Below are 20,646 nucleotides of genomic sequence, written 5' to 3' on the forward strand. Positions count from 1 at the left end.
TCAAGAAATTGGGCAGTTGATCTAACAATTTTAAAACTTTCAATAATGAATACAAGTATTAAGATAGTGCTTGATGGTAAACCTATGTCAAATGGTTTGCATTCTGTTTATCTTCAAATAATAAAAGCACGTAAAAGAAAAATGATAAATATTGGCTTAAAATGTTTATCTGGAAATTTTGAGAATGAAAAATTTTTAAAGTCTCACCCTCACTATAAGGCTGAAAATATAATACTCGATAAAAGAAAAGTCAAAGCACAGAATATAATTCGAGATTTTCAGCTTGATGATATAGATTTTTCATTAGATGAGTTTGAAGAAAAATTTAAAGGAACTCAAAAAGATAAAAAATTAGTTATTCCTTTTTTTGATGAAATAATTGATGAAATGACGGTTTCTGGTAGGATTGGTAACGCAAGAGCATATAATGAAACAAAGTTAGCCCTATTAAAATTTTGTAATAATAAAATAAAGTTTACCGATATAACGCCAGAATTTTTGGAGAAATTTGAAGTCTATATGAGGTCTCGTGGTAATAAAGATGGTGGAATTGCATTTAAAATGAGAGAATTAAGAGCTTTGATAAAAAAGGCAATCCAAAGGAAAATAATGCTAAAAGATGATTATCCTTTTGATGAGTATAAAATTGCTAAACTCAAAACAAAAACAAAGAAAAGAGCTCTAACATTGGAAGATTTTAGAAAATTCAAAAATGTTGATATATCTGGTAGACCTGAATTGTTGGAAGCTTATCATTATTTTATGTTTTCATTTTATACTCGAGGGATGAATTTTGTTGATATGATGAAGTTAAAAAAAACGGATATTAGAAACAATAGAATAATTTATACTCGATCAAAAACAAAGGGAAATTTTAATGTAGAATTGAATGATAGAGCTAATGATATTATTAATTATTACAAAGATAGGGTTCAATCAGAATATGTGTTTCCCATCTTACTCAATAATGATATGACTCCATTACAGATTGCCAACAGAAAGCATAAAGTACTGGCAAGATTCAACTATAAGCTAAAAGAAATTTCGAAAATTGCTAAAATAGAAACTCATCTAACTTCTTATGTTGCAAGGCATAGTTTTGCAACGATAATGAAAAATAAAGGTATAAGTACAGATATTATTTCGGAACTTATGGGTCATAGCAATGTTCAAGTTACAATGACTTATTTGAAAGAATTTGATAATAATGTTTTAGACAATGCTGTAAAAACTTTAGAGAATATATAAACTCAAAATTCATATTCGAAAATATTTGAAAGGTTAAGTATTTACTTAACCTTTCTTCATTTCAAATATTAACCACTAAACAAAATATATTATGCAATTAAAACAATCACAAAGACAACAAGTCAAGCTCAGATTAGGTTTATCTGGAGCAAGTGGATTTGGTAAAACTAAATCAGCCTTATTATTAGCCTATGGAATGACACAGGATTGGAGTAAAATAGCTGTGATAGACACAGAAAACTCATCTGCTTCTCTCTATTCTGATCTAGGAAATTATAATGTTCTAGACCTGCAAGCTCCTTACAGTCCAGAAAGATATATTCAAGCTATAGAATTATGTGAGAAATCTGGAATTGAAGTTATTATCATAGATTCTGTAAGCCATGAATGGAATGGTACTGGTGGATGTTTAGAAATACATGAAAAATTGGGAGGTAGATTTCAAGACTGGGCAAATGTAACACCTAGACATCAAGCTTTCATTAATAAGATTCTTCAATCAAGTAGCCATATAATAACAACAACTAGAAGAAAAATAGATTATTCATTAGATGTTGGTTCAAATGGTAAAACTCAAGTTGTAAAGCATGGAACAAAAGAAATTACTAGAGATGGTTTTGAATATGAGTTAACCATCAATTTTGAGTTGGTTAATGAAAATCACCTTGCTAAAGCTAGTAAAGACAGAACAGGCTTGTTTATGAATAAACCAGAATTTTTAATAACCTCTGAAATAGGTCAGTTAATTTTGAAATGGTGCAATTCAGGTACTGCAATAGAACCTAATCACACTTCTTCTTTTACTGGTACAGAACAATTACCAAAAGAGAATGTTTTAAATAAAATAAGTACCAGTAACAATATTGCTGAACTTTTGACTATTTACAAACAATATCCTGAATATCAAGAGGAATTAAAGCAAGATTATGAAGCTAGAAAATCCTTTTTAATGAAAATGTCTAACCCTCAAAACTTTTCAACTAATGGAAAATATCATTGATTTAAAGATACAAGATTTGCAATTAACTCCTGTACTGAATTTAGAACCAGTAGCAAATAAAAGTGATATTAATAGTTTTGATTCAGATCAAAATCAATTAACAGGACATACTGAACTTTATCAAAAGAATAATAAATATGTTGATAAACCTTTTATCGAAGCCAATACACAAGAAGTTACTTTAAATCATTTAAGAAATGATTGTATTATCCCTGTATTCTCAAAAGATAATGAGAAAACTATTGCTCATCAAGAGTTTATAGAAATTACACAGAATTGTATTACTAAAGTATTTCCTAATCAAATATATAGCGAGCCAGAAGTAAGAGTTTCTCATCAAATTAAAGGTAGGACTCCCGATGCTATTTATAAGAATGCTAAAGATTTATTAGAGCATGAAAGAACTCAATATTTTGAGAGAATGGCTTTTATTATTAAAATCCCAACAATTACAGATGTTATTACTGGTAATGAATTATCATTGACAATTGGCGGTGTAAGAGCCTATAATCAAGAGAATTTATATAATAAGAAGACGTTTGAAAAGTTCAAGTTCTTCATTGGATTTCAGAATAAAGTATGCTGTAACTTGTGTGTTTCTTCTGATGGTTTTGTGGAAGAAATGAGGGTTACCTCTTACCAAGAACTACAATCAAAGATTACTGGTATTTTACAAGAGTATAATACTGAAAAGCACTTGCAGGAAATGAAGCAATTAAGTGAAAACTATCTTACAGAACATCAGTTTGCTCAACTTTTGGGTAAATCAAGATTATACCAACATGTATCTAAAGTAGAAAAACAGAGATTAAAAATACCTCAATTTACCTTTAATGATGGACAATTAAATATCATTGCTAAAGATTATTATGAGGATGAAAGTTTCTGTAAAGATAATAGTGGAAATATCAATTTATGGTCAGTTTACAACTTGTTTACCCAAGCCAATAAATCATCCTATATTGATACTTTCCTTGATAGAAATCTGAATGCTTTTGAGTTTACCCAAAGTATTCAGAAAACACTCAATGATAATTCTGGTTATCATTGGTTTTTGTGTTAGAGGAACTGCCTTACAGAAATGTGGGGCGGTTTTACTAAATGAATTAAATTAGTTTCAATTGTTTAGCAATATCTTTTTTATACTTTTGAAATGGTTTATTACTATTTTCTGTAAAAATATCAGACCCAAATATTTGGGTCTTAATTTCATTCTCGGAAATAGGTTTTCCTTTATCATTAAATAATTTAAAAATTTCCTTAATTTGAGAATCTGAATATATCCGTCTCTTAGAAATAAGTTCATGAGATATATTTTTATGGAAATTATATCTACCTTGTAAATTAAAAACTTTAAAATATTCTGTATAAGGAGATTCAATTTTTATTGAATACTCATTTAGTTCTTTGGGTAAATTTTTATTATCAAATCCTGTCTTAAAATAAATTTTGAATATAATATCATTAATAGTTTTTGAGCCTGTTGGAGAGGTAAATAATAACTCGTCTAAATCTACATAAATTTTTTTGTCATTTTTAAGCTTGGAATTACAGCTGTAACAACTTGGTACAAGATTGAATAAACTCAGGCTCAAATATGGATATTCGCTCTGTGGCAATAAATGATCTAAAGTAAAATGATTTTTCTTTTCGTTTTTGAACAAATCAAATTTTAATATACCTGAAACATCTGTAAGCTGATGTAAGATCTTGTTAATATATTTACTATTACCAGTATTTATATCAGAATATTTTAAAATTTTCCCTTTATAGTCACTAATAATGTCATCTGATGTTACGTCTCCTATACCATAAATTTTCATTAAATCTTCTTTAGTACATTCATTCATAAAATGTTCAAAATCCCTGTAATCATTATCTAATGGGATGTATGCATTAATAAAATCAATTCCACAGTAGGTACAACCAGTAAGATCTAATGATGTTGAATAATTGTTGAAAAATTTTGAGAATTCATCTTGTTGAAATTTTGAGTAATTGAAATACGATTTGAGTTCTTCTTTCTTAGCTTTTTTTTGCTCATCCGATAATCCATAAAATATATTGGTTCTTGACAATGGAGTTAATTTTATTAAATCTTCAAGTGGCATAATGATTAGTTCTTTGAAAGAAAACCTTACTCCAATAGAATTAAGAAAAATTTGAATTTTAAGAATATCAATTTTACTACTATTCAAAATAAAATTCTGAAATTCTTTTTTTAAATCTTCTAATTTTGAACTATTGGTTGGATAATTTATTTTGTGCATTTTCTAATTGTGTTTTTAAGTTTTGTAATCTTTCAATTTCTTGATTAAGAGTTTCAATATTACCTGGATATTCAAACTTCTCATCTAATCTTGACAGGTGATTTTTGAGAATTTGCTTTATAACATTCTCACCAATAAGATTAATAAGTATTTCAAAATTATCTCTTTTTGATTGGTAATTGTTTTTTGCATCATTTGTGTATTCATCAAAGTCTAAAAACTCATGAATTTTACTTTTTGCAAATGCTCCCATAGTTTCTTCTAAGAAAAAGCCGTTAGATAGAATCTCATGTATATTTTCACCAAAAGTATTGTCAGATGGGTACTCCTTAGATACACTAAAATTATTATCTACTTCTAAAAACAAAGTATTTTGTTTAGGTATATCTGAAAGAATAAACGGAGAATGGGATATTATAAGGATATTAATACCATATATTTCTGGAAACTTAAAGCTTTTTAAATCTTTTAATAAACGATGGATGTAAGTCCTCTGGTATTCTGGATGAAAATATAATTCAATTTCATCTAAGATAATATTTGCATAGTTGTATTTTACCAACACATCTTTTTCTTCCTCAACAGAGTTAAGATTACTGAGATGATATAAAACTGAAGAGATAGATGTTATAAGCTGCATCTCTCCTGAACTAATAGTTTCGAGAATGTCAATGGTTTGTCCTGATATAATTTTAGTTTGAAATATTGGGGGAGGAAGTAATTCTACCAAAGGAATATTATCATCTTCTACTTTCTTTAATAGAAAATTAGATAGGTCAAAAATAGGAACTAAATTTTCGTCGGCTTCCTCAATCAAATATCGCCATATAGTATCATAGTTTTTTATGAAATTAACAACTTGTTTTAATTTTACTACAATATGGCTTTTACTACCAGAGAATTTTTCTAAAAAATTATTGAATAAAATATTATAGCTTTTTATATCGCCATATTTTTCCCCCTCATCGATAAAATCTTTATATAGAATATATTTATCGCAAATACTTGTTATCTTATAAAGTATATATAAATCTAATCTACTTTGTAAAAAAGGGATTTCTATATCGGAAATTTTGAAGTGATTTTTAAATTCGTTTAAAAGTTCATATAAATTGCTGTATAGAAAAGGTGGTGTAGTTGTATTATTAACTGAAAAAGTAAAACCATAATTTTCTTTTAATATTTCTGAATAAGATGCTTCAATTTTATCGTTATCGTAAAATTTTATTAAATTACCGCTATCCCCTGGAACAAAAGCATGGAAATAACGATTATCTTTAGTTATTAATTTTATGTTATGTACTCTTAAATTATTGGTTATTGTATAATCTGGATTTAAAATGATTGTAGCTAATAATCTTTGCTGTAATAAATAATTTTCATTATTCACGTCAATGATTCCTGCCATACCATCATCTTTACTTTCTCTTTTAGGATTTATCACAATCGGAATTTGGTATGAATCATTTTTATGGAAAAGTCCATCTATCCAATCTCCCAATTCCCAAGAATTAAATGCATAAATAGAGTAGTTAATAACATTCGTGTAGAAAAAATTATCAAAATCCTGTTTTTCATCTCCACCAACCACTTTAATGATACACTCTCTATCTTTCACTTGGAGAACATAAAAAATAGAATCAATTTCGTAAAATAACTCACAAAATACCTTTTCAGTTTCTAACTCACCAGTTGTTTTTAAACTGGCAGTGGTTTTTATTTTATCATCATATTGTAATTGCAATGCAAATTGATTAAGTGATGAAACTATTAAATTGATTAATGTACTTTTCCCACTACCATTTTTTCCAACAATTGCTGATACATTTATATTTTTCCCAAAAAAATCATTTAGTGCTGAATTTGGATTTTCAATTTCATCTATTTCAGAATAAATGATTATGTCTTTATCATAAGAATCTATCCTTTTATTATCTGAGCTAAATATATATTCATTATAAAACTTATAAATTCTATTCGGTTGAAGATTTTTTAAAAATTTTGAGCCACATCCGTCAGTTGGGCGAATTGCAAGTAATTTAAATGACATGATTATAAAAATATTAGTTTAAAAATTATTCCACTACTTTTTATTATAGTGTATAAGTATTTAATTGTTCAGGTTATTTATATTAAAGTCATAGTAAAATTGAAAGTATCTTTTATCTTGAACCAACCTAAATTGAAATTTTTCAAAATCCCAAATTCTACCATTCCAATGATTATTTTCATCAATTTCAGATTCATCAAAATATCCTTTATCGTTACTATCAGTTCCCAAATAATCAACTATAATTTTAACCATTCCTTTTATTTCACTAAAAAAAACACCTAAACAATTTGTTGGTAATTCTTTACTAAATAAAGCACTAAAAGATTTTCTATCTGTATCTGAATTGAATATAAATATTTTGTTAAAATATCCAAAAAAATAATATTTTGAAAAATGCACTTTATAGAAATCATCTGAATTATCTTTATCAGAAATATCATAAAAATTTCCATTTTTCATAGTTTCTGTATATTTATCCCAACTTGTTTTAAAATCAACTATTTCAAGATTTTCCTTATAAAAATTAATGAACTCATCTGGCTTTAATACATATGTAGAAATATTTTTTTCTTTAAAAATAGCCTTTGCTTTTTGATAATTTTTTTTATCATTTGTAATGTAAAAATCACAAGTAGTTGCAAATGCTGTATGAAAAGAGTCTTGGGTTGTATTTTTGAATGTCTTTTTCTTTGTTTCTGTAACCTTAACTTCATCAGAATGAAAGCCATGCATATCTAAACTAATATATGCTGAAGTTATATCATCAAACCAGACTGGTGCATTTTTGCCTTTCTCGAAATAATCTTTTTGTAATGGACTTTCCTCAATACCTAATTTTTTGTAAGTTTCATTTAAGACATCAAATGGATTGTTATCAGGATTTGTTAATTTACCGTGATTAATATTTAAATGTTTAAAAGGAGTTTTTAAGTCTTTATATCCTTCTTTTTCATTAAGGTTTTCCAACATCTTTCCAAATGAATTAAAAAGTCCTTCAAATGTTGGATTGTCTTGTAGATCAGGAAACATAGAATTCATTATTTCGGCACTTTGTGGATTTTCAAATGCATCTTTAAACAACCCGTCAACAGGAAGAGATTGCAACATTGCTTTCAGTGGTGCAACCAACTCAGTATTTTCATTATCCTCATCTAAAATATTGAAGATATTATTGAAAGAAAAATCATCAGTTAAGTTTTTGCTTTCAATTTCATTCTCAAATATGTGAAAAGGCTCATTTTGTTGTAAAACTATATCTTTTCCATTATTAAAAACACACATGCAGTCTGTTATTTCAGCAAGAAATTCTAAATCTGATTGAATGTTTGGATTTTCCTTTTCATCTGAATAACTTGAAGCTATATCAGAAATATGAGATGTCGAGTAGACAATGACAAACTTTTCAGATTGTCTAATTATTTCTTTGAATTCTTGAAACCTTCCATTTTTAATTCCATTTAGAACATTCCAATCAATGTAGAGTTTCATAAATACTATCTTTCAGTTGCGATGTTATCAATTTTAATGAGTTCATGAATGAATGGAATTGTATGCCAATGCCCATAGGTAGTTCTCTTTTTATTTTCTTTTTCAACAAGTTCTTCATAATTTGAAATTAAGGATTTGAAACTTTCAATATCTTCTACATCAAAAATTTGTTTAACCTTTTCAAAAAATCTTTTTGAATTTAGTTTTATAAAAAAATCAAAATCTTTGTATTCATCCTTATACAAATATGTTGTTGGAAACCATTTTTTATAATTTTTTGATTGTAAATCAGAAATATAATGACAAAGTAAGTCAGCAAAAATAATTTCCATTTTACTGAAATTACTATTTAGATTTGTAATGATATAATGTCCAAAACCAGTAATTTTATTTTCTAATTGTTTGTAATAATTTTCCAAGTTCTGATTATATGAATAAAGATGATAGAATTTTTCAAGTCCTTGTTTTTTTCCAGTGACTTCATTAAAATAATATCCAGAATTTAATAAATCTGAAATCAAATTATAATTGCCATTTTTGTAAATAATAGCAATTGTATACAGAAAAAGTTCATGAAAAATTATATTGAAATTTTCAAAATCTGCTTCATAATAAGCTCTAATATTAGTTCCAAAATCTCTTGGTTTCTTATATGATGAAACTTTTTCAAAAAAAGCAATTAATATATCGACGTCAAGGTTAAATTCTTCTTTACTAACTTTCAAGAGAAAGTATATATAATCTTCTCTCATTTCTCTGTAAGATGATAAGTTATCAATTAGCATTTCTCCAAACTCCCCAATTGTTTGTGGAGTATTTATCATTTGAAAATTCCAAAGATTCTCCAGAAAATCATCCAAAAAACTTTTTGTTAATGAATTAACTTTTAATGGATTTTTATTAAGTTGATTATCTAAACCCTTTAAATGAAAGTAAGTTTTACTATCGTGCTGTTTTTCATCAGTAATATAGCTTGGTATATTACCAAGTTTTGGCTTACGAATTTGAGGAGCATCTAAAATATTTCTTACTAAGTTTTCATATTCTTCTTCATAATATTCCTCATTGGACAAATCAATATATTTTCTTGTTTTTAAAAAAGTTGGGAAATATGGTTTGTTTTCTTCATCTCTTTCAAACACAATTGGAATAAATTTCTCTTGTTGAGTGTTTCCATAAACTTCAGGTGTCAGTATCTGTGCTTCAGTTCCAACACCTCCTTTTCTGCCGTCTGCTTTTAATGAATAATTTTTATCAGAAATAATTAAGACCTTATTTATTGTACTATCATTAACAATTGATTCCATGAAAAAGTTCAAATCATGTCCATCTTTTAGACTCCATTGGTCTAAAATTACATCAATCCCATCACTCATTAATCTTGTGCCAAGTTCTCTTACTTTTTCTTGATGCTCTTGTATTCCCCAACTGTATGAAATGAATATTTTCTTAGTTTCCATTAAGTATTTTCGTTTTAAAGTTATAATATAAAAAAACCATTATGAGAATAGATTTTCTCGAAATTACTGAAAAAAAATCTATAAAAAATTTTCCAAAAAAAATTATTCACCTACAAAGTCCCCCCACCATACAACCCCAACTCATTCTCAGGAGCAAAGCACCTCCCACCACTTATTAGAAAACAAAAATTTTACAGGAGCAATTATAAATTCAAGTTGAAAGCTGGGTTTGTTTGTGCTGTTTTATTTCAATTCTTGTGGTGTTATTTCTAACTCAAAAATCAAAAACAATGGTAACAATTATCAACTACAAAAAAAGAGAAAAAGAAGATGGAACAAACTTCTTTGTTTTGGAAGTTCAAGGAGGAATTGAAATGGTTATGAGCCAAACTACAAATCAATTCTATGCAACATCTAAAAAAGCATCAATCACATCAACATTTGATGAACTAACTTGTCAAGCATTGATAGGTGCTCAGATGAATGGTGCAATTATAAAGCAAGAATGTGAGCCATATGAGTACACTGTAAAAGACACAGGAGAAATAATAGTACTTAATCACAGATTTATATATTCCCCTCATGAGCAAGAAGATATTAATGTACATCAACAATTACCAGTAAAGAATAATCTTGTTACTGGTAACTGAAAAAACTAAAGCAAAATATCCAAATTGTACTGTCAAGTCTTGTATAGATTACAGTATGATTTGGATTTTTTTTGCACAATTTTTCCTTTTATTTATATATACAAAAAGAAATCTGTGCATTTTTCTAATAGTTCTTTGAAATTCACTTTATTTCTTTACTGGTAGCTTACAAGATGTTCGGAAAAATTTTAGAATACCAGTAAAAATAGTAAGTCTGAAATAGGGTATAACTATTGGATATTTAAACTTTCTCTGTAATTGAGAATTTATTTAGATTAGTATTAATAGCCAAATTCTAAGTTAGGCTGTTACTATTAAAGGTAAGTATTTCATAGACTTCAACCTCTAACTTTTGAGCAATAATATATAATGTGTAAGCTGTAGGATTGGTATTTCCTGCTTCTAATCTGGACATATTAGATTTTTCAAAATTGCATAAAGCTGCTAATTCAACTTGAGAGATGTTCTTCTTTTCTCTAAGTTGTTTTATACGCTTTCCAATTGCAATTTGGTAGTCTTTTTTCTCCACTTTTATATTAATAGCCAAAAGTGGTCATAAATGATAATCAAATGGTTATCATAAATGATACATTTACTATATTTGAAAACTTAAAAAACTAATTATATGAACACAACTTTGCTTATAATTTTATCTTTGCTCATAATCGTTGCTTTATTTTATTATATAAGAAAACCTAATAGAAAAGGTGTTGAAAGTAAAAATTTTAAAGAACATAAATCACCTGAATTAGACCATGTAAAATTTAATGAAATAGTGAATGATTTTGGACATCTTCTAAATGGAATTCCGAAATCATTAATTAATTCACCAGAACTAAATAAAATTATTTTGAAAAGTATTTCTCATGATGAAATAAAATCAGAAATTAGGAAAATGCATGCACGTGGTGAATTTGATGAAACAATAAGGCATTATATTGTGTCAAATTTGGATGATATTGAATCCATTGCCTACAGGATTCTTGAAATTTCAAAAGAAACCTCAAATCTTCCCAACTATAAATTCAATCAAATAGAACTTAAAGAGCCTTATATCATTTCTGATTTACAACAACAACTAAGTAATAAACTTGAATCAACAATAACATTTGACAATGTTTCAGGAAAAGAAATACAAATTTTCATCTTATATCTAATCCAAGAATCAAAAAAAGGTTTGATGAAATTTTTATTACAATCTTAATTCTTAATGGAAACAATTATATCTAACTCGCTCAACCATTTAAAACAACTCAATGACAATCCTTTTACATTGCAAAAGGTTGCTTATTGGTTGTATGAATACAATGATTTATACAAAGAAACCAAGACTTGTTCAGAAACTATTTGTGAACAATTCCAAGAATGGAAAAATGAAGGATTACCTTATGATTGCTTTCAAAAACCAGATTATTGTACAAAGAAATATAGGTATTTTACAGATTTTTATGAAGGTGTTGAATATGGAGTTAAAGTACAAGAATTAGATGCAGTTTGTAAAATAGCACTTGAAGAATATAATTCTTGTAATGGTACATTTCAATTAAAAGATTGGTTGATAAAATACTTTGATATAGGTTACAATAAGTTGGTTATTTTCTACTATGACCATTTGGATTATTCAGTTGATGAAGATGAGATAGTACACCCTCATTTTGGGAACTCACCAATAGGAGAATTTGGAGTTTGCATTGATAGAAAATATTACCAGAACTTAATTGAATTTGAAGATGTATTTAAAATGCTACTTTATGAGAAGAAAGTATATCCAGAAAAACTGAAAGAAATAGATGAGGAAATGAGCAAGATAGTTTTGCCTATGATTCCCATTCAAAAAATTGAATAATAGCCACCTTAAATGGTGGTTTTTTTATACCCTTACACTAATGAAAAACGATATTTATGATTACTTACTTTTTAAACTTGATACTGAATTTGCAGATTATGAATTTGACATAATATCTATACCTCCTTATGAATTTATTGAGAATGAATTGGCATTAGAACCCTATGAATATTTTGGAGAAATAAATGCAATTTTAGAGTTAAAGGTAAAGCATATTTTACTGTACTTCAATGCAGATGTTTTAATGAGAGTTGAATTTTTATTTAAAGGAGATTTAATTGAGTTTTTAAAATTAAAATTAGAGGAACTGAATGAAATTGAGTTACCAGAATATATGATGCTTATTTTAAGGAAAGACAAGAAATTCACTGTGTTGATGTATCAGAATAAAATATTACAAAAACAAAACTAATTTAATATGAAAAATACTATATCAGGAGTATCAGAAATTCTGGTATCATACAAATCCAATAAAATAGGTAATTCAAAGGTTACCACAAGCAATGACGCTGTAAAAATAATTAGACAATTTTGGAATGAAAATACCATAGAAATGCAGGAAGAAGTAAAGGTAATTTTACTTAATAATTCAAGCTGTGTATTAGGATTCTATAATTTATCCAAAGGTGGTATTACAAGTAGTTTAGTAGATATTAGACTTGTATTATCAGTAGCATTAAAATGTTTGGCAACAGGTATTATATTAGTCCATAATCATCCAGGTGGAAACCTCAAACCAAGTTCCGCAGATTTGAATATAGTCAAGAAACTAAAAGAAAGCTGTAAGCTTATGGATATTGCTTTGCTCGATAGTATCATAATTACAAAAGAAAACTACATGAGTTTTGCTGATGAAGGATTATTGTAGATTGCAAATATTGCAGATGTTGCAAGTTTACATTATTTCTACATGTAATTATTTTGGCTGCAACATTACTGCAACAATTCGATTTAGTGATTGAAAAAAAATACTAATAAATGAAAAGGTTTAAGATTTAATTTATTAGTAAATTATTGAAAAATAGATGAATACAAATAATTGCAAAAGATTGAAAATTATATTTAATCGTCTCATAATCAGGTGGTCCCTGGTTCGAGCCCAGGTGGGACCACGAAATCGAAGAATGAAAATTTTTCGTAAATCTAAAAACTCCCTGTTTATGGGAGTTTTTTCGTTTTTAGAACTTTATTTTGAAGACTTTTATAGTCTTTTTTCTCTCAAAAAGTTTCCCCTATACTTTCCCCCTTTTGTTTTTTGGTAATATTATTATAAAAATGATGATTCTTAAATTGAGGTACATATTATAAGGTTGTAAAATTTGACTGTAAAAAATAAAATTAATTTAATAAACTGATTGTCAATGATTTAATTTTTATAATTGAAAATTTATTTCTAACTTCGCTTCTTTTTTCTACCTAAAAAATTCTTTTGAGATTATATTGGGGTATAACTCGTAATTAATAACATTAAAATTTTTTATTATGAAAAATGCGTATTCTATTAAAGTAGCATTGAGAACTGATAAAGTTCTACAAAATGGAGATTGTCCTTTAATCTTAAGAGTAATTATTGATTCTAAACAAAAGAAGATTGATTTGAAAGAAAGAATTAATCCGAAATATTGGGATTCTAAAAATTCTAAAGCTTTAGGAAAAGGATTTAAAATTCTGAATAATAAATTGGATAAAGCTAAATCCGATTTGGTAACTTTTTGTTCCCTGAAAGAAAGTGGAGGTATTTCTGTAACCTTTGAATTAATTGATAGTTATTTGAAAGGAAAAGATGATAACGATTTCTTTCAGGTATATGATGATATTGTAATTTCTAAAAAACTAAAAGAAGATACGGAGTATAAATATACATTGCTGAGAAACCGATTAAAAGAATTTAAAACCCGAATTTTCTCCTCTGATATTAATTATAATTTTATTGTAAAATTCGATACTTTTTTGAGAAGTAAAAGTATTGGGGACGGAGGATTGTATAATCATCATAAATGTTTAAAATCTATAATTAATGAAGCGTTGAAGCTTGATAAATTGGAAAAATCTCCTTATTTATTGTTTAAATTTAAAGGAGTAAAACAAAACGAAGTTTTCCTTGAAGAATCCGAAGTTTTGAAAATTAGAGATTTAAGATTTACTGTTGAGGAAAGAAAAAAGTATGCAGTAAGTAGAGATATGTTTTTATTTTCGTGTTATACAGGTCTAAGATATAGTGATTGTAATAATCTTAGAGTTGCTGATGTTGATTTTGGGAATGGAATTTTGAAAATAGAAATGGTAAAAACTGGCGATGAAATAATTTTGCCTATTAATTCTCAAACGAAAGGATTACTTTGTAGATATATCATTAATAAAAAGAAAGAAGAAAAAGTATTTCCCCAAATTACTAACCAAGTTCTGAATAGAAATCTGAAAAAAATAGCGGAAATGGCTGAGATTGATAAAAGGGTTACTTGCCACGTTGGGAGGCATACATTTGCTTCTAATTTGATAAATAGAAAGAATGTACCTATTCCGATTGTAAGTAAGCTTTTAGGGCATACTAACATTTCTAATACGATGATTTATACTAATTCTAATCTAAATGTTTTGCGAAATACGATGAAAGATTTTAGATATGGAATAAAACCTTAATTTTGTAATTGATAAAATATTAAACTATAAGAATAAAAAATCTTTAGATAAAATAAAAATACCGCATTTAGCGAACTTATTTCTGTAATCGAAAAGTCGAAATTTCTTGTAACACGGAAAAAGTTTAGCAAAATGCTCGGGCATGGGCTCGGGCGTTGCTTTACTTTGTGTTACAGGGCTTCGACTCCCTCGATTACGAGTAAAGATTAACGCTTCGAGCTTTTTTTATGTTTATGGATTTCCGTAAAGAATATATAGAATCGAAGCTTATAATTGAGTTTTTTAAATTAATAATCATAAAAATAATTATATGAACGATTTCTCTTTACTAGTTAGGAAGAAAATTGAAGCCTTGGATTCCGAGCAAAAACGAATGTTTGACGAAGAATACAACCGAAGGAAAAAACCTTTTGGAGACGACTATAATAGCGACCTTGCTATGGATATTCTGCGTGATATTTCTTTGACATTTGAAAATATTAATCCTATTCAGAAAAATAATGAAGAAGATGTAAAAACCGATGGACAAAGAAAAAGCTATGGAAATACCAATTATTTGTCTCCGAAGAAAAAATCTAATAGAAGTTACCTTTTTAATTATATCTATGTTATAATCCTTGCTTTTATTGGTATATCGGCATATACGAAACCTTCTAAGGTGCAAATGGAAAATGATATTATAAATAAATTTCTGGAAACGCAACCCCAGTTCGTTAAGTTCTTTAAAAATGTTTTTTTGGGAGAGGAAATAACCGAAGAAAAAGCGGATAATTTAATCTATAATGTTTTAAAGAGTAGCGGATATGAAATTTATTTTAAAGATTCTGATTTTTGGATTGCGAAAAAATTAGAAATTGTAGATGAAGCTTCCGATAAAACACTTTTTGTAGTTTACGGATTCTTGGGAAAAACTTTTATTACATATAAAGCTGATGATTTGCTAATTGATTTTAATAAAAATAAACCTTCTCAATACAACGATTCTTATTCTAAACCTTACGAAAAGATTGGTAACGGAAAATATGAAAGGATAGATGATACTTCAAACTATGAAGATTATAGCAAACCTAATTTTAATAATAAGCCTACAATGGAAGAATCGAAAAGCCCTAATCTTTTGAGAAAAAGAGAAGAAACCTCTGAAAATAAACTAAAATCCGAACCTACGGAAGATTCCATAAAAATATAATGATGAAAAAAATACTTTTAATTACCTTATTCTCATTCTTTACTGTCGCTTTTTCCCAAAATAAATCTTTGGATTATAGAAGTGAGATAAAGAATTTAAAAACGTATGTTGAGAATACCTACAAAAATGATTATGATAAAATTAAATCTTATGTGAAAAATGAAAGTAATGGGAAAATATTTCTAATTAAAACCGAAGATATTTACTCAGAGTTTGATTTTGAATTTTACTATGCTTACGATTTTTTGAGAAAAGATGATAAAGTGGTCTATATCCGTAAAACGCCTATTAGTCAGAGTGGAGATTCTGCAATTTTCTACGACTATTACTTTAATAATGAGGGAAGATTGATTGGAGCGGAAAAATTTGTGAGTGCTTTTTATGGAGAAAATAGTAAAGTTGTTAATTATGCGTTGGGCTACGAACTTAGTGATAAAACTGATAAACTCGAAAGAGTGAGTGAAATTTACACTGATGATAAGGATAAAAAGATAGAGAAGAATTCAAAATTGTATAAAGAAGCTGTTGAAAATGGTCTAATATCCTCTTATATCGACGGCATGGATAAAATTTCTTTCAGAGATTTGGAAGGTTTTATGAAAGCTGAAAAGATTAAATATTATCGGAATGATGAAAAAGAAAACTCTGAACCGAAAAAAATTCTTGAAAAAGAAAAACCTTCCATTGGCAATCTCTTAAAAGGAAGAGGAAATATTGGTGATCCGCTTGGAGGAGATGGAAACGAAGATAGCCGAATTGGTGTTGATAGAAAATTAATTACTTTTATTCCTGGCACGATGGGAAGAGGTGGAAAGCAACCTTCCCATAATTGTTCTGTAAGCGGAACTATAAATATTTCTTATTTTGTTAATGAATTAGGAAATGTAATTTCTGCTCGAAGAATTTCTGGAATTAGCGATGCTTGTGTAGTTTCTACCTCTGTTGCTTGGGTTAAGCAATATGTGAAAGCCGAAGAATCTACTGTTACTTCCAGAGGAACTTATAAAATTACGTTTTAAGGCTTCGATATTAAAATTACTGGAGGCATTATGAAGAGAAAAAAATAAATATTATAAGTAAATTAGCACTATAAAAGCTAATTTAATGAAAGGATACAAAACCTTACTCTTAGAGCCTATTGCGGGGTTCTATTTAAATGAAAATGAAGAAATAATCCCATTGGAGCATCTTCCTTTTACCAATAAAATTAATATTCTTATAGGAACAAATAATAGTGGTAAAAGTAAGTTTATGAGAAAAATAATGCAACTAAATAATTATTCTTTCTTAAATGAATATGCCTTTTCCAAAATAAATAGTTTACTCGCAGATTATGCTCCTTTTCGCAAGGGAGTTAAAATACTGACTAGGAAACACTATAAAATTAAAAATGATATTGAAGATCAACGGCTGAGTGGAAGTTTCGTTAGGGGAGATTTTCCTGATGATATTTTCATTAGTGTTGATCGTCCTAAAGTTTATTATATTCCTACTTTGAGAAGTGCTCACTCCTTGTATCTTGAAACTAAAACTGAGCAATACAATAGTTATAAATATGAAAAAATAGAAGATGATATTTTTCTTCACACTCTAAGAAAAAATTATTCTTTGTCGGAATCTGTTGATGTTTTTACTGGAATTCATCTTTATAAAGATATTTTAAATACTAGAAATTCTAAACGTGAAACTCGAAAAAAATTTGAAAATTTTGAAAGATTTATTAGTCGTAATTTTTTTGAGGGAAAAACCATTGATATAATTGCTGAGTTTGATAAAGATGAAAGTAGAAATGGGAATAATACGAAAGAAATTATTAGTATTCACATTGAGGGGGAAAAGGATTCTCGTGATTTATTTGATTTAGGAGATGGTATTCAAGCATTAATAATATTAATGTACAAGATATTTATGGCGGAGGATAATTCTTATGTTTTCATTGATGAGCCTGAAATAAACCTACACCCAGGGATGCAAAGAATGTTCTTAGAGCAAATAAATTCTAATCCTGACTTGGTCAAGAAAAACCTTACTTATTTTATTTCTACCCACTCTAATCATTTTCTTGATTTAACACTCGAAAAAAATAATGTCTCGATTTATTCTTTCTATTCAAAAGTCGAAACTGATGGAGAAAAAAAACTAATAATTAAAAATGTAAATACTGGTGATAATGAAATTTTAAAAAATATTGGTGTAAATAATTCATCTGTATTTATGGCTAATTGTAGTATTTGGGTGGAAGGTATTTCAGATAGAATTTATATTAAGGCATTTTTGCAATCTTATTGTAAAAGTCTTGGAAAGAAATTTCCCAAAGAGGATATTGATTTTGCTTTTTTCGAATATGCTGGAACTAATTTAGAGCATTATTTCTTTGATGAAAATATTAATTCTGAAACTCAAAAAGAAATAATTTCTGATATAAAAGCAATGGCATTATCTAATCGGATTTTTTTAATCGCTGATAGTGATAATGCTGAAAATGATATTTCAATGTCAAAAAAGAAAATTAGACTGAAAAATCTAAAGGAAGCTAAATCAAATAATTTTACTCCCCTTGTGATTGAGGATTACAGAGAGATTGAAAACTTACTACCTCTTGATGTTTGGAAAACAATATTAATAAAATTCTGTAATAAAAACCTTGTTTCAGAACATCGGGAAGAAATTGAGAATAAGATTGAAGAAGTATTAAAAAAGTTTGAGCGTAAGAATTACAAGAAAAAATATATAGGAGAATTTTTAAATGATGTTAGGAATGAATTAGGAAAGATTTCTAATAAATTTATTCTCAATGAATCGGAATATAAAAAGCTACCCAATGATAAATTTGGAACTCTTACGAATAAAAGATGGCTTAGTGAAATTGTTGCAGGAAAAGATTTTTCTTGGGATGTATTAAAGAAAAGTAAGGGAATTGAAAAATTAACGATTGAAATTTATAGTTTCATTACAAAAAAATAAAATTCCTTTTCTGAGGAATATATTATTAGGTGGTTTTTTTAACTGCCTTTTTTTATTGTAAATTTTTAATATTGATTATTAATCATTTACGATTTTTGGATAAATTTTAATTTCTTGGAAACTTGATTTCAGGCATTTGATAGTGTTTATTGGGTAAAGTAATTTAAAATTTATTGTAAATGAACAAGACTGAAAAAAGATTGGTTGAATTCGTAATTAAGAATAATCAAAAGTTAAAAAAAAGAGTGAGTGAGTTAGAAAGAATTATTGCTGAAATGAATAATTTTAAAGAAAATCTAACGGTAAAAGAAATATGCGAGCAATATTCTCTTAGCCGAAAGACTTTTGACAGATACCGAGAAGCTGGAATGAAGGTTTTACAACCCAAAATGAATGGGAAAATTATTGTAAATAGAAAAGAATTTGAAAAATATTTAAACCAATAACCAATGATAGATAAAATAAAATTTTATATAGAAAATGTTAGATTAAAGGATGATGTTCTCAAAGATAAATTTAAAAGAAAGCCAAATTCCAGAAATGGAAATGAAGTTTATCTCTTTGACCATTTTAATTCTGTTTTTGTAAAGAAGAATATAGATGAGGTGGATAATAGTCCTGAAGACGAAGAAGAGGCTTATATTGAAAATGTTAAACACCAAAACCTTTACATTCTTTATATAAGAAAAATAGATACTAAAGTTGGAAAATTGATATTTCACCAAAATCTTAGAAGAAATTGGATAAATTATATCAAACTACAATTTTTAAGAGGTTTTGAGGGAGATTTTCTATCTCCAACCTATGATTTAAAGTTTAATGATTTTGTAAAAATTATAGATTTATACGCTAATGAATTAAATATCCCAAAGAATATTTTTTGGAATGCTACGATTACGCAATTAGAATTAGGAGTCAATTTAAAGTTTGATACCAGATTAAAGAAAGATAAAAAGTTGGTAGGTACTATAAGCATGGGGAAAATGCTTTCTTGCTTTGGTAGATTAAAAAATGTTGAGGATAAGCATAGTTATGGTAATCATGGGATTTGTTTTAAAGCAAAGAACTTTGAACTGAGTATTTATGATAAATTAAAAAGAATTATTAAAACAAAAGAAATATTCAAAAAATCTGGAGAAAGAGCGAAGAAAAATAATCAACGGAAATTAAGCCGAGTAACTTTTTTTCTTCGATATGAATTGAGAATATTAAGTATGAGCCATTTTAATCAAAGTGCTTTTAAAAACAGAATTGGGACTCTAAAGCAAATCAAAGATAATTGGAATGAAATATTAACGGTACTTTATGAAACTACTGATGATATTGAATTTTACGATTTCCTATCTCCAGAGATTGAAACTAAATTGATGAAAATTGGATTAGAAAGCAAAGGTCTGGAAAAGTTTAAAGATTTAATGATATATAATGGACTGAAAAAAATAGGATATGAAGATTTTAAAAACTTTATAGTACCATTAGTAAATTCTAAAGTGAGGACTAAATTTGAGTCCGAAATATTACAAGTAAATTCGGAGTTTCGGGATATGTCTAAATATGGAAATTCTTATGAGAGAAAATTCCTAAGAGCATTGGAAACTAAGTTAAACTCTCTTAGAATCTCTTAATATATAAGTAATATATACCTCTAAATCGGAAAGTATTATATGTAAATAAATACAAGTAAACTGTATATATAGTATAATAGATGTATTAGTAAATAAAGATGATTAAGCAAGTAACTAAATAAGTAAATCTTCTTAAAACAAGAAGAGTAAATATATCTTTCAGAAGATTTGCCCGAGAATTAAATTTGAGCTGTGAAATCTGCTTGTATTTTG

At 27.4% G+C, this 20,646-nt stretch carries 19 protein-coding genes; 14 read left to right on the plus strand and 5 right to left on the minus strand.

From position 1 onward, the window contains the following. Positions 1 to 45: 45 nt before the first annotated feature. The 3 genes from G6R40_RS13845 to G6R40_RS13855 all read left to right on the plus strand — a co-directional run bounded on the left by G6R40_RS13845 (position 46) and on the right by G6R40_RS13855 (position 3,311). Positions 46 to 1,248, plus strand: coding sequence for a site-specific integrase (locus tag G6R40_RS13845; RefSeq protein WP_165136791.1), 1,203 nt, complete (start codon positions 46 to 48; stop codon positions 1,246 to 1,248). A 91-nt stretch (positions 1,249 to 1,339) separates the two neighbouring features. After that, positions 1,340 to 2,248, plus strand: coding sequence for an AAA family ATPase (locus tag G6R40_RS13850; protein ID WP_165136794.1), 909 nt, complete (start codon positions 1,340 to 1,342; stop codon positions 2,246 to 2,248). Next, entirely contained in the window at positions 2,232 to 3,311 is a 1,080-nt protein-coding gene (locus G6R40_RS13855) for a DUF3871 family protein (protein WP_165136797.1), read from the plus strand. The genes G6R40_RS13850 and G6R40_RS13855 overlap by 17 nt, the downstream gene beginning before the upstream one ends. A gap of 43 nt (positions 3,312 to 3,354) precedes the next feature. Here the strand turns inward: G6R40_RS13855 and G6R40_RS13860 are convergent, their stop codons facing one another. From G6R40_RS13860 to G6R40_RS13875, 4 genes are read right to left on the minus strand one after another with little or no spacing between them, the layout of a single operon-like run. Beyond that, positions 3,355 to 4,518, minus strand: coding sequence for an HNH endonuclease (locus tag G6R40_RS13860; protein ID WP_165136800.1), 1,164 nt, complete (start codon positions 4,516 to 4,518; stop codon positions 3,355 to 3,357). After that, positions 4,490 to 6,568 (minus strand): AAA family ATPase, encoded by a 2,079-nt coding sequence (locus G6R40_RS13865; RefSeq protein ID WP_165136803.1) that lies wholly within the window; start codon positions 6,566 to 6,568, stop codon positions 4,490 to 4,492. Before G6R40_RS13865 ends, G6R40_RS13860 begins: the two co-directional genes overlap by 29 nt. Before the next feature lie 60 nt (positions 6,569 to 6,628). Then, positions 6,629 to 8,059 carry a hypothetical protein gene (locus G6R40_RS13870; protein WP_165136806.1) on the minus strand — a complete coding sequence of 477 codons (1,431 nt, stop codon included), beginning with the start codon at positions 8,057 to 8,059 and terminating at the stop codon, positions 6,629 to 6,631. A gap of 5 nt (positions 8,060 to 8,064) precedes the next feature. Then, on the minus strand, positions 8,065 to 9,519 hold the full coding sequence (locus G6R40_RS13875) for a toll/interleukin-1 receptor domain-containing protein (protein ID WP_165136809.1): 1,455 nt from the start codon (positions 9,517 to 9,519) through the stop codon (positions 8,065 to 8,067). Positions 9,520 to 9,809: 290 nt separating this feature from the next. On the opposite strand from G6R40_RS13875, the gene G6R40_RS13880 reads away from it, so the two are divergent. Next, positions 9,810 to 10,169 (plus strand): hypothetical protein, encoded by a 360-nt coding sequence (locus G6R40_RS13880; protein ID WP_185670490.1) that lies wholly within the window; start codon positions 9,810 to 9,812, stop codon positions 10,167 to 10,169. Between the two features lie 295 nt (positions 10,170 to 10,464). On the opposite strand, the gene G6R40_RS13885 is transcribed toward G6R40_RS13880, so the two are convergent. Then, positions 10,465 to 10,698, minus strand: a complete 234-nt coding sequence (locus G6R40_RS13885) for a helix-turn-helix domain-containing protein (protein ID WP_165136812.1) — start codon at positions 10,696 to 10,698, stop codon at positions 10,465 to 10,467. Between the two features lie 96 nt (positions 10,699 to 10,794). Here G6R40_RS13885 and G6R40_RS13890 point away from each other — a divergent pair, with 96 nt between their 5' ends. From G6R40_RS13890 to G6R40_RS13935, 10 genes are all read left to right on the plus strand, one after another. After that, positions 10,795 to 11,373 (plus strand): hypothetical protein, encoded by a 579-nt coding sequence (locus tag G6R40_RS13890; RefSeq protein ID WP_165136814.1) that lies wholly within the window; start codon positions 10,795 to 10,797, stop codon positions 11,371 to 11,373. A 6-nt stretch (positions 11,374 to 11,379) separates the two neighbouring features. Beyond that, positions 11,380 to 12,015, plus strand: a complete 636-nt coding sequence (locus G6R40_RS13895; protein WP_165136817.1) for a hypothetical protein — start codon at positions 11,380 to 11,382, stop codon at positions 12,013 to 12,015. A gap of 40 nt (positions 12,016 to 12,055) precedes the next feature. Further along, positions 12,056 to 12,427 carry a hypothetical protein gene (locus tag G6R40_RS13900; protein WP_165136820.1) on the plus strand — a complete coding sequence of 124 codons (372 nt, stop codon included), beginning with the start codon at positions 12,056 to 12,058 and terminating at the stop codon, positions 12,425 to 12,427. Positions 12,428 to 12,433: 6 nt separating this feature from the next. Next, positions 12,434 to 12,883: a RadC family protein gene (locus tag G6R40_RS13905; protein WP_165136823.1), complete on the plus strand. Its 450-nt coding sequence runs from the start codon at positions 12,434 to 12,436 to the stop codon at positions 12,881 to 12,883. A 614-nt stretch (positions 12,884 to 13,497) separates the two neighbouring features. Then, positions 13,498 to 14,655 carry a site-specific integrase gene (locus G6R40_RS13910; protein WP_165136826.1) on the plus strand — a complete coding sequence of 386 codons (1,158 nt, stop codon included), beginning with the start codon at positions 13,498 to 13,500 and terminating at the stop codon, positions 14,653 to 14,655. Positions 14,656 to 14,965: 310 nt separating this feature from the next. Further along, positions 14,966 to 15,844, plus strand: a complete 879-nt coding sequence (locus tag G6R40_RS13915) for a hypothetical protein (RefSeq protein WP_165136829.1) — start codon at positions 14,966 to 14,968, stop codon at positions 15,842 to 15,844. After that, positions 15,844 to 16,863, plus strand: a complete 1,020-nt coding sequence (locus tag G6R40_RS15065) for a hypothetical protein (RefSeq protein WP_185670491.1) — start codon at positions 15,844 to 15,846, stop codon at positions 16,861 to 16,863. The genes G6R40_RS13915 and G6R40_RS15065 overlap by 1 nt, the downstream gene beginning before the upstream one ends. Positions 16,864 to 16,948: 85 nt before the next feature. Continuing rightward, positions 16,949 to 18,808 carry an ATP-dependent nuclease gene (locus G6R40_RS13925; RefSeq protein ID WP_165136832.1) on the plus strand — a complete coding sequence of 620 codons (1,860 nt, stop codon included), beginning with the start codon at positions 16,949 to 16,951 and terminating at the stop codon, positions 18,806 to 18,808. A 179-nt stretch (positions 18,809 to 18,987) separates the two neighbouring features. Then, positions 18,988 to 19,254 carry a hypothetical protein gene (locus G6R40_RS13930; RefSeq protein WP_165136835.1) on the plus strand — a complete coding sequence of 89 codons (267 nt, stop codon included), beginning with the start codon at positions 18,988 to 18,990 and terminating at the stop codon, positions 19,252 to 19,254. A 3-nt stretch (positions 19,255 to 19,257) separates the two neighbouring features. Beyond that, positions 19,258 to 20,433, plus strand: coding sequence for a hypothetical protein (locus tag G6R40_RS13935; protein WP_165136838.1), 1,176 nt, complete (start codon positions 19,258 to 19,260; stop codon positions 20,431 to 20,433). Positions 20,434 to 20,646 lie beyond the last annotated feature (213 nt).

The sequence above is a fragment of the Chryseobacterium sp. POL2 genome (assembly GCF_011058315.1).
Taxonomy (GTDB): domain Bacteria; phylum Bacteroidota; class Bacteroidia; order Flavobacteriales; family Weeksellaceae; genus Soonwooa.

What these genes read in the sequence shown, in the direction of transcription:
- G6R40_RS13845 (WP_165136791.1), top strand. Translation starts at nt 46, where the DNA reads ATGAATACAAGTATTAAGATAGTGCTTGATGGTAAACCTATGTCAAAT.
- G6R40_RS13850 (WP_165136794.1), top strand. Translation starts at nt 1,340, where the DNA reads ATGCAATTAAAACAATCACAAAGACAACAAGTCAAGCTCAGATTAGGT.
- G6R40_RS13855 (WP_165136797.1), top strand. Translation starts at nt 2,232, where the DNA reads ATGGAAAATATCATTGATTTAAAGATACAAGATTTGCAATTAACTCCT.
- G6R40_RS13860 (WP_165136800.1), bottom strand. Translation starts at nt 4,518, where the DNA reads ATGCACAAAATAAATTATCCAACCAATAGTTCAAAATTAGAAGATTTA.
- G6R40_RS13865 (WP_165136803.1), bottom strand. Translation starts at nt 6,568, where the DNA reads ATGTCATTTAAATTACTTGCAATTCGCCCAACTGACGGATGTGGCTCA.
- G6R40_RS13870 (WP_165136806.1), bottom strand. Translation starts at nt 8,059, where the DNA reads ATGAAACTCTACATTGATTGGAATGTTCTAAATGGAATTAAAAATGGA.
- G6R40_RS13875 (WP_165136809.1), bottom strand. Translation starts at nt 9,519, where the DNA reads ATGGAAACTAAGAAAATATTCATTTCATACAGTTGGGGAATACAAGAG.
- G6R40_RS13880 (WP_185670490.1), top strand. Translation starts at nt 9,810, where the DNA reads ATGGTAACAATTATCAACTACAAAAAAAGAGAAAAAGAAGATGGAACA.
- G6R40_RS13890 (WP_165136814.1), top strand. Translation starts at nt 10,795, where the DNA reads ATGAACACAACTTTGCTTATAATTTTATCTTTGCTCATAATCGTTGCT.
- G6R40_RS13895 (WP_165136817.1), top strand. Translation starts at nt 11,380, where the DNA reads ATGGAAACAATTATATCTAACTCGCTCAACCATTTAAAACAACTCAAT.
- G6R40_RS13900 (WP_165136820.1), top strand. Translation starts at nt 12,056, where the DNA reads ATGAAAAACGATATTTATGATTACTTACTTTTTAAACTTGATACTGAA.
- G6R40_RS13905 (WP_165136823.1), top strand. Translation starts at nt 12,434, where the DNA reads ATGAAAAATACTATATCAGGAGTATCAGAAATTCTGGTATCATACAAA.
- G6R40_RS13910 (WP_165136826.1), top strand. Translation starts at nt 13,498, where the DNA reads ATGAAAAATGCGTATTCTATTAAAGTAGCATTGAGAACTGATAAAGTT.
- G6R40_RS13915 (WP_165136829.1), top strand. Translation starts at nt 14,966, where the DNA reads ATGAACGATTTCTCTTTACTAGTTAGGAAGAAAATTGAAGCCTTGGAT.
- G6R40_RS15065 (WP_185670491.1), top strand. Translation starts at nt 15,844, where the DNA reads ATGATGAAAAAAATACTTTTAATTACCTTATTCTCATTCTTTACTGTC.
- G6R40_RS13925 (WP_165136832.1), top strand. Translation starts at nt 16,949, where the DNA reads ATGAAAGGATACAAAACCTTACTCTTAGAGCCTATTGCGGGGTTCTAT.
- G6R40_RS13930 (WP_165136835.1), top strand. Translation starts at nt 18,988, where the DNA reads ATGAACAAGACTGAAAAAAGATTGGTTGAATTCGTAATTAAGAATAAT.
- G6R40_RS13935 (WP_165136838.1), top strand. Translation starts at nt 19,258, where the DNA reads ATGATAGATAAAATAAAATTTTATATAGAAAATGTTAGATTAAAGGAT.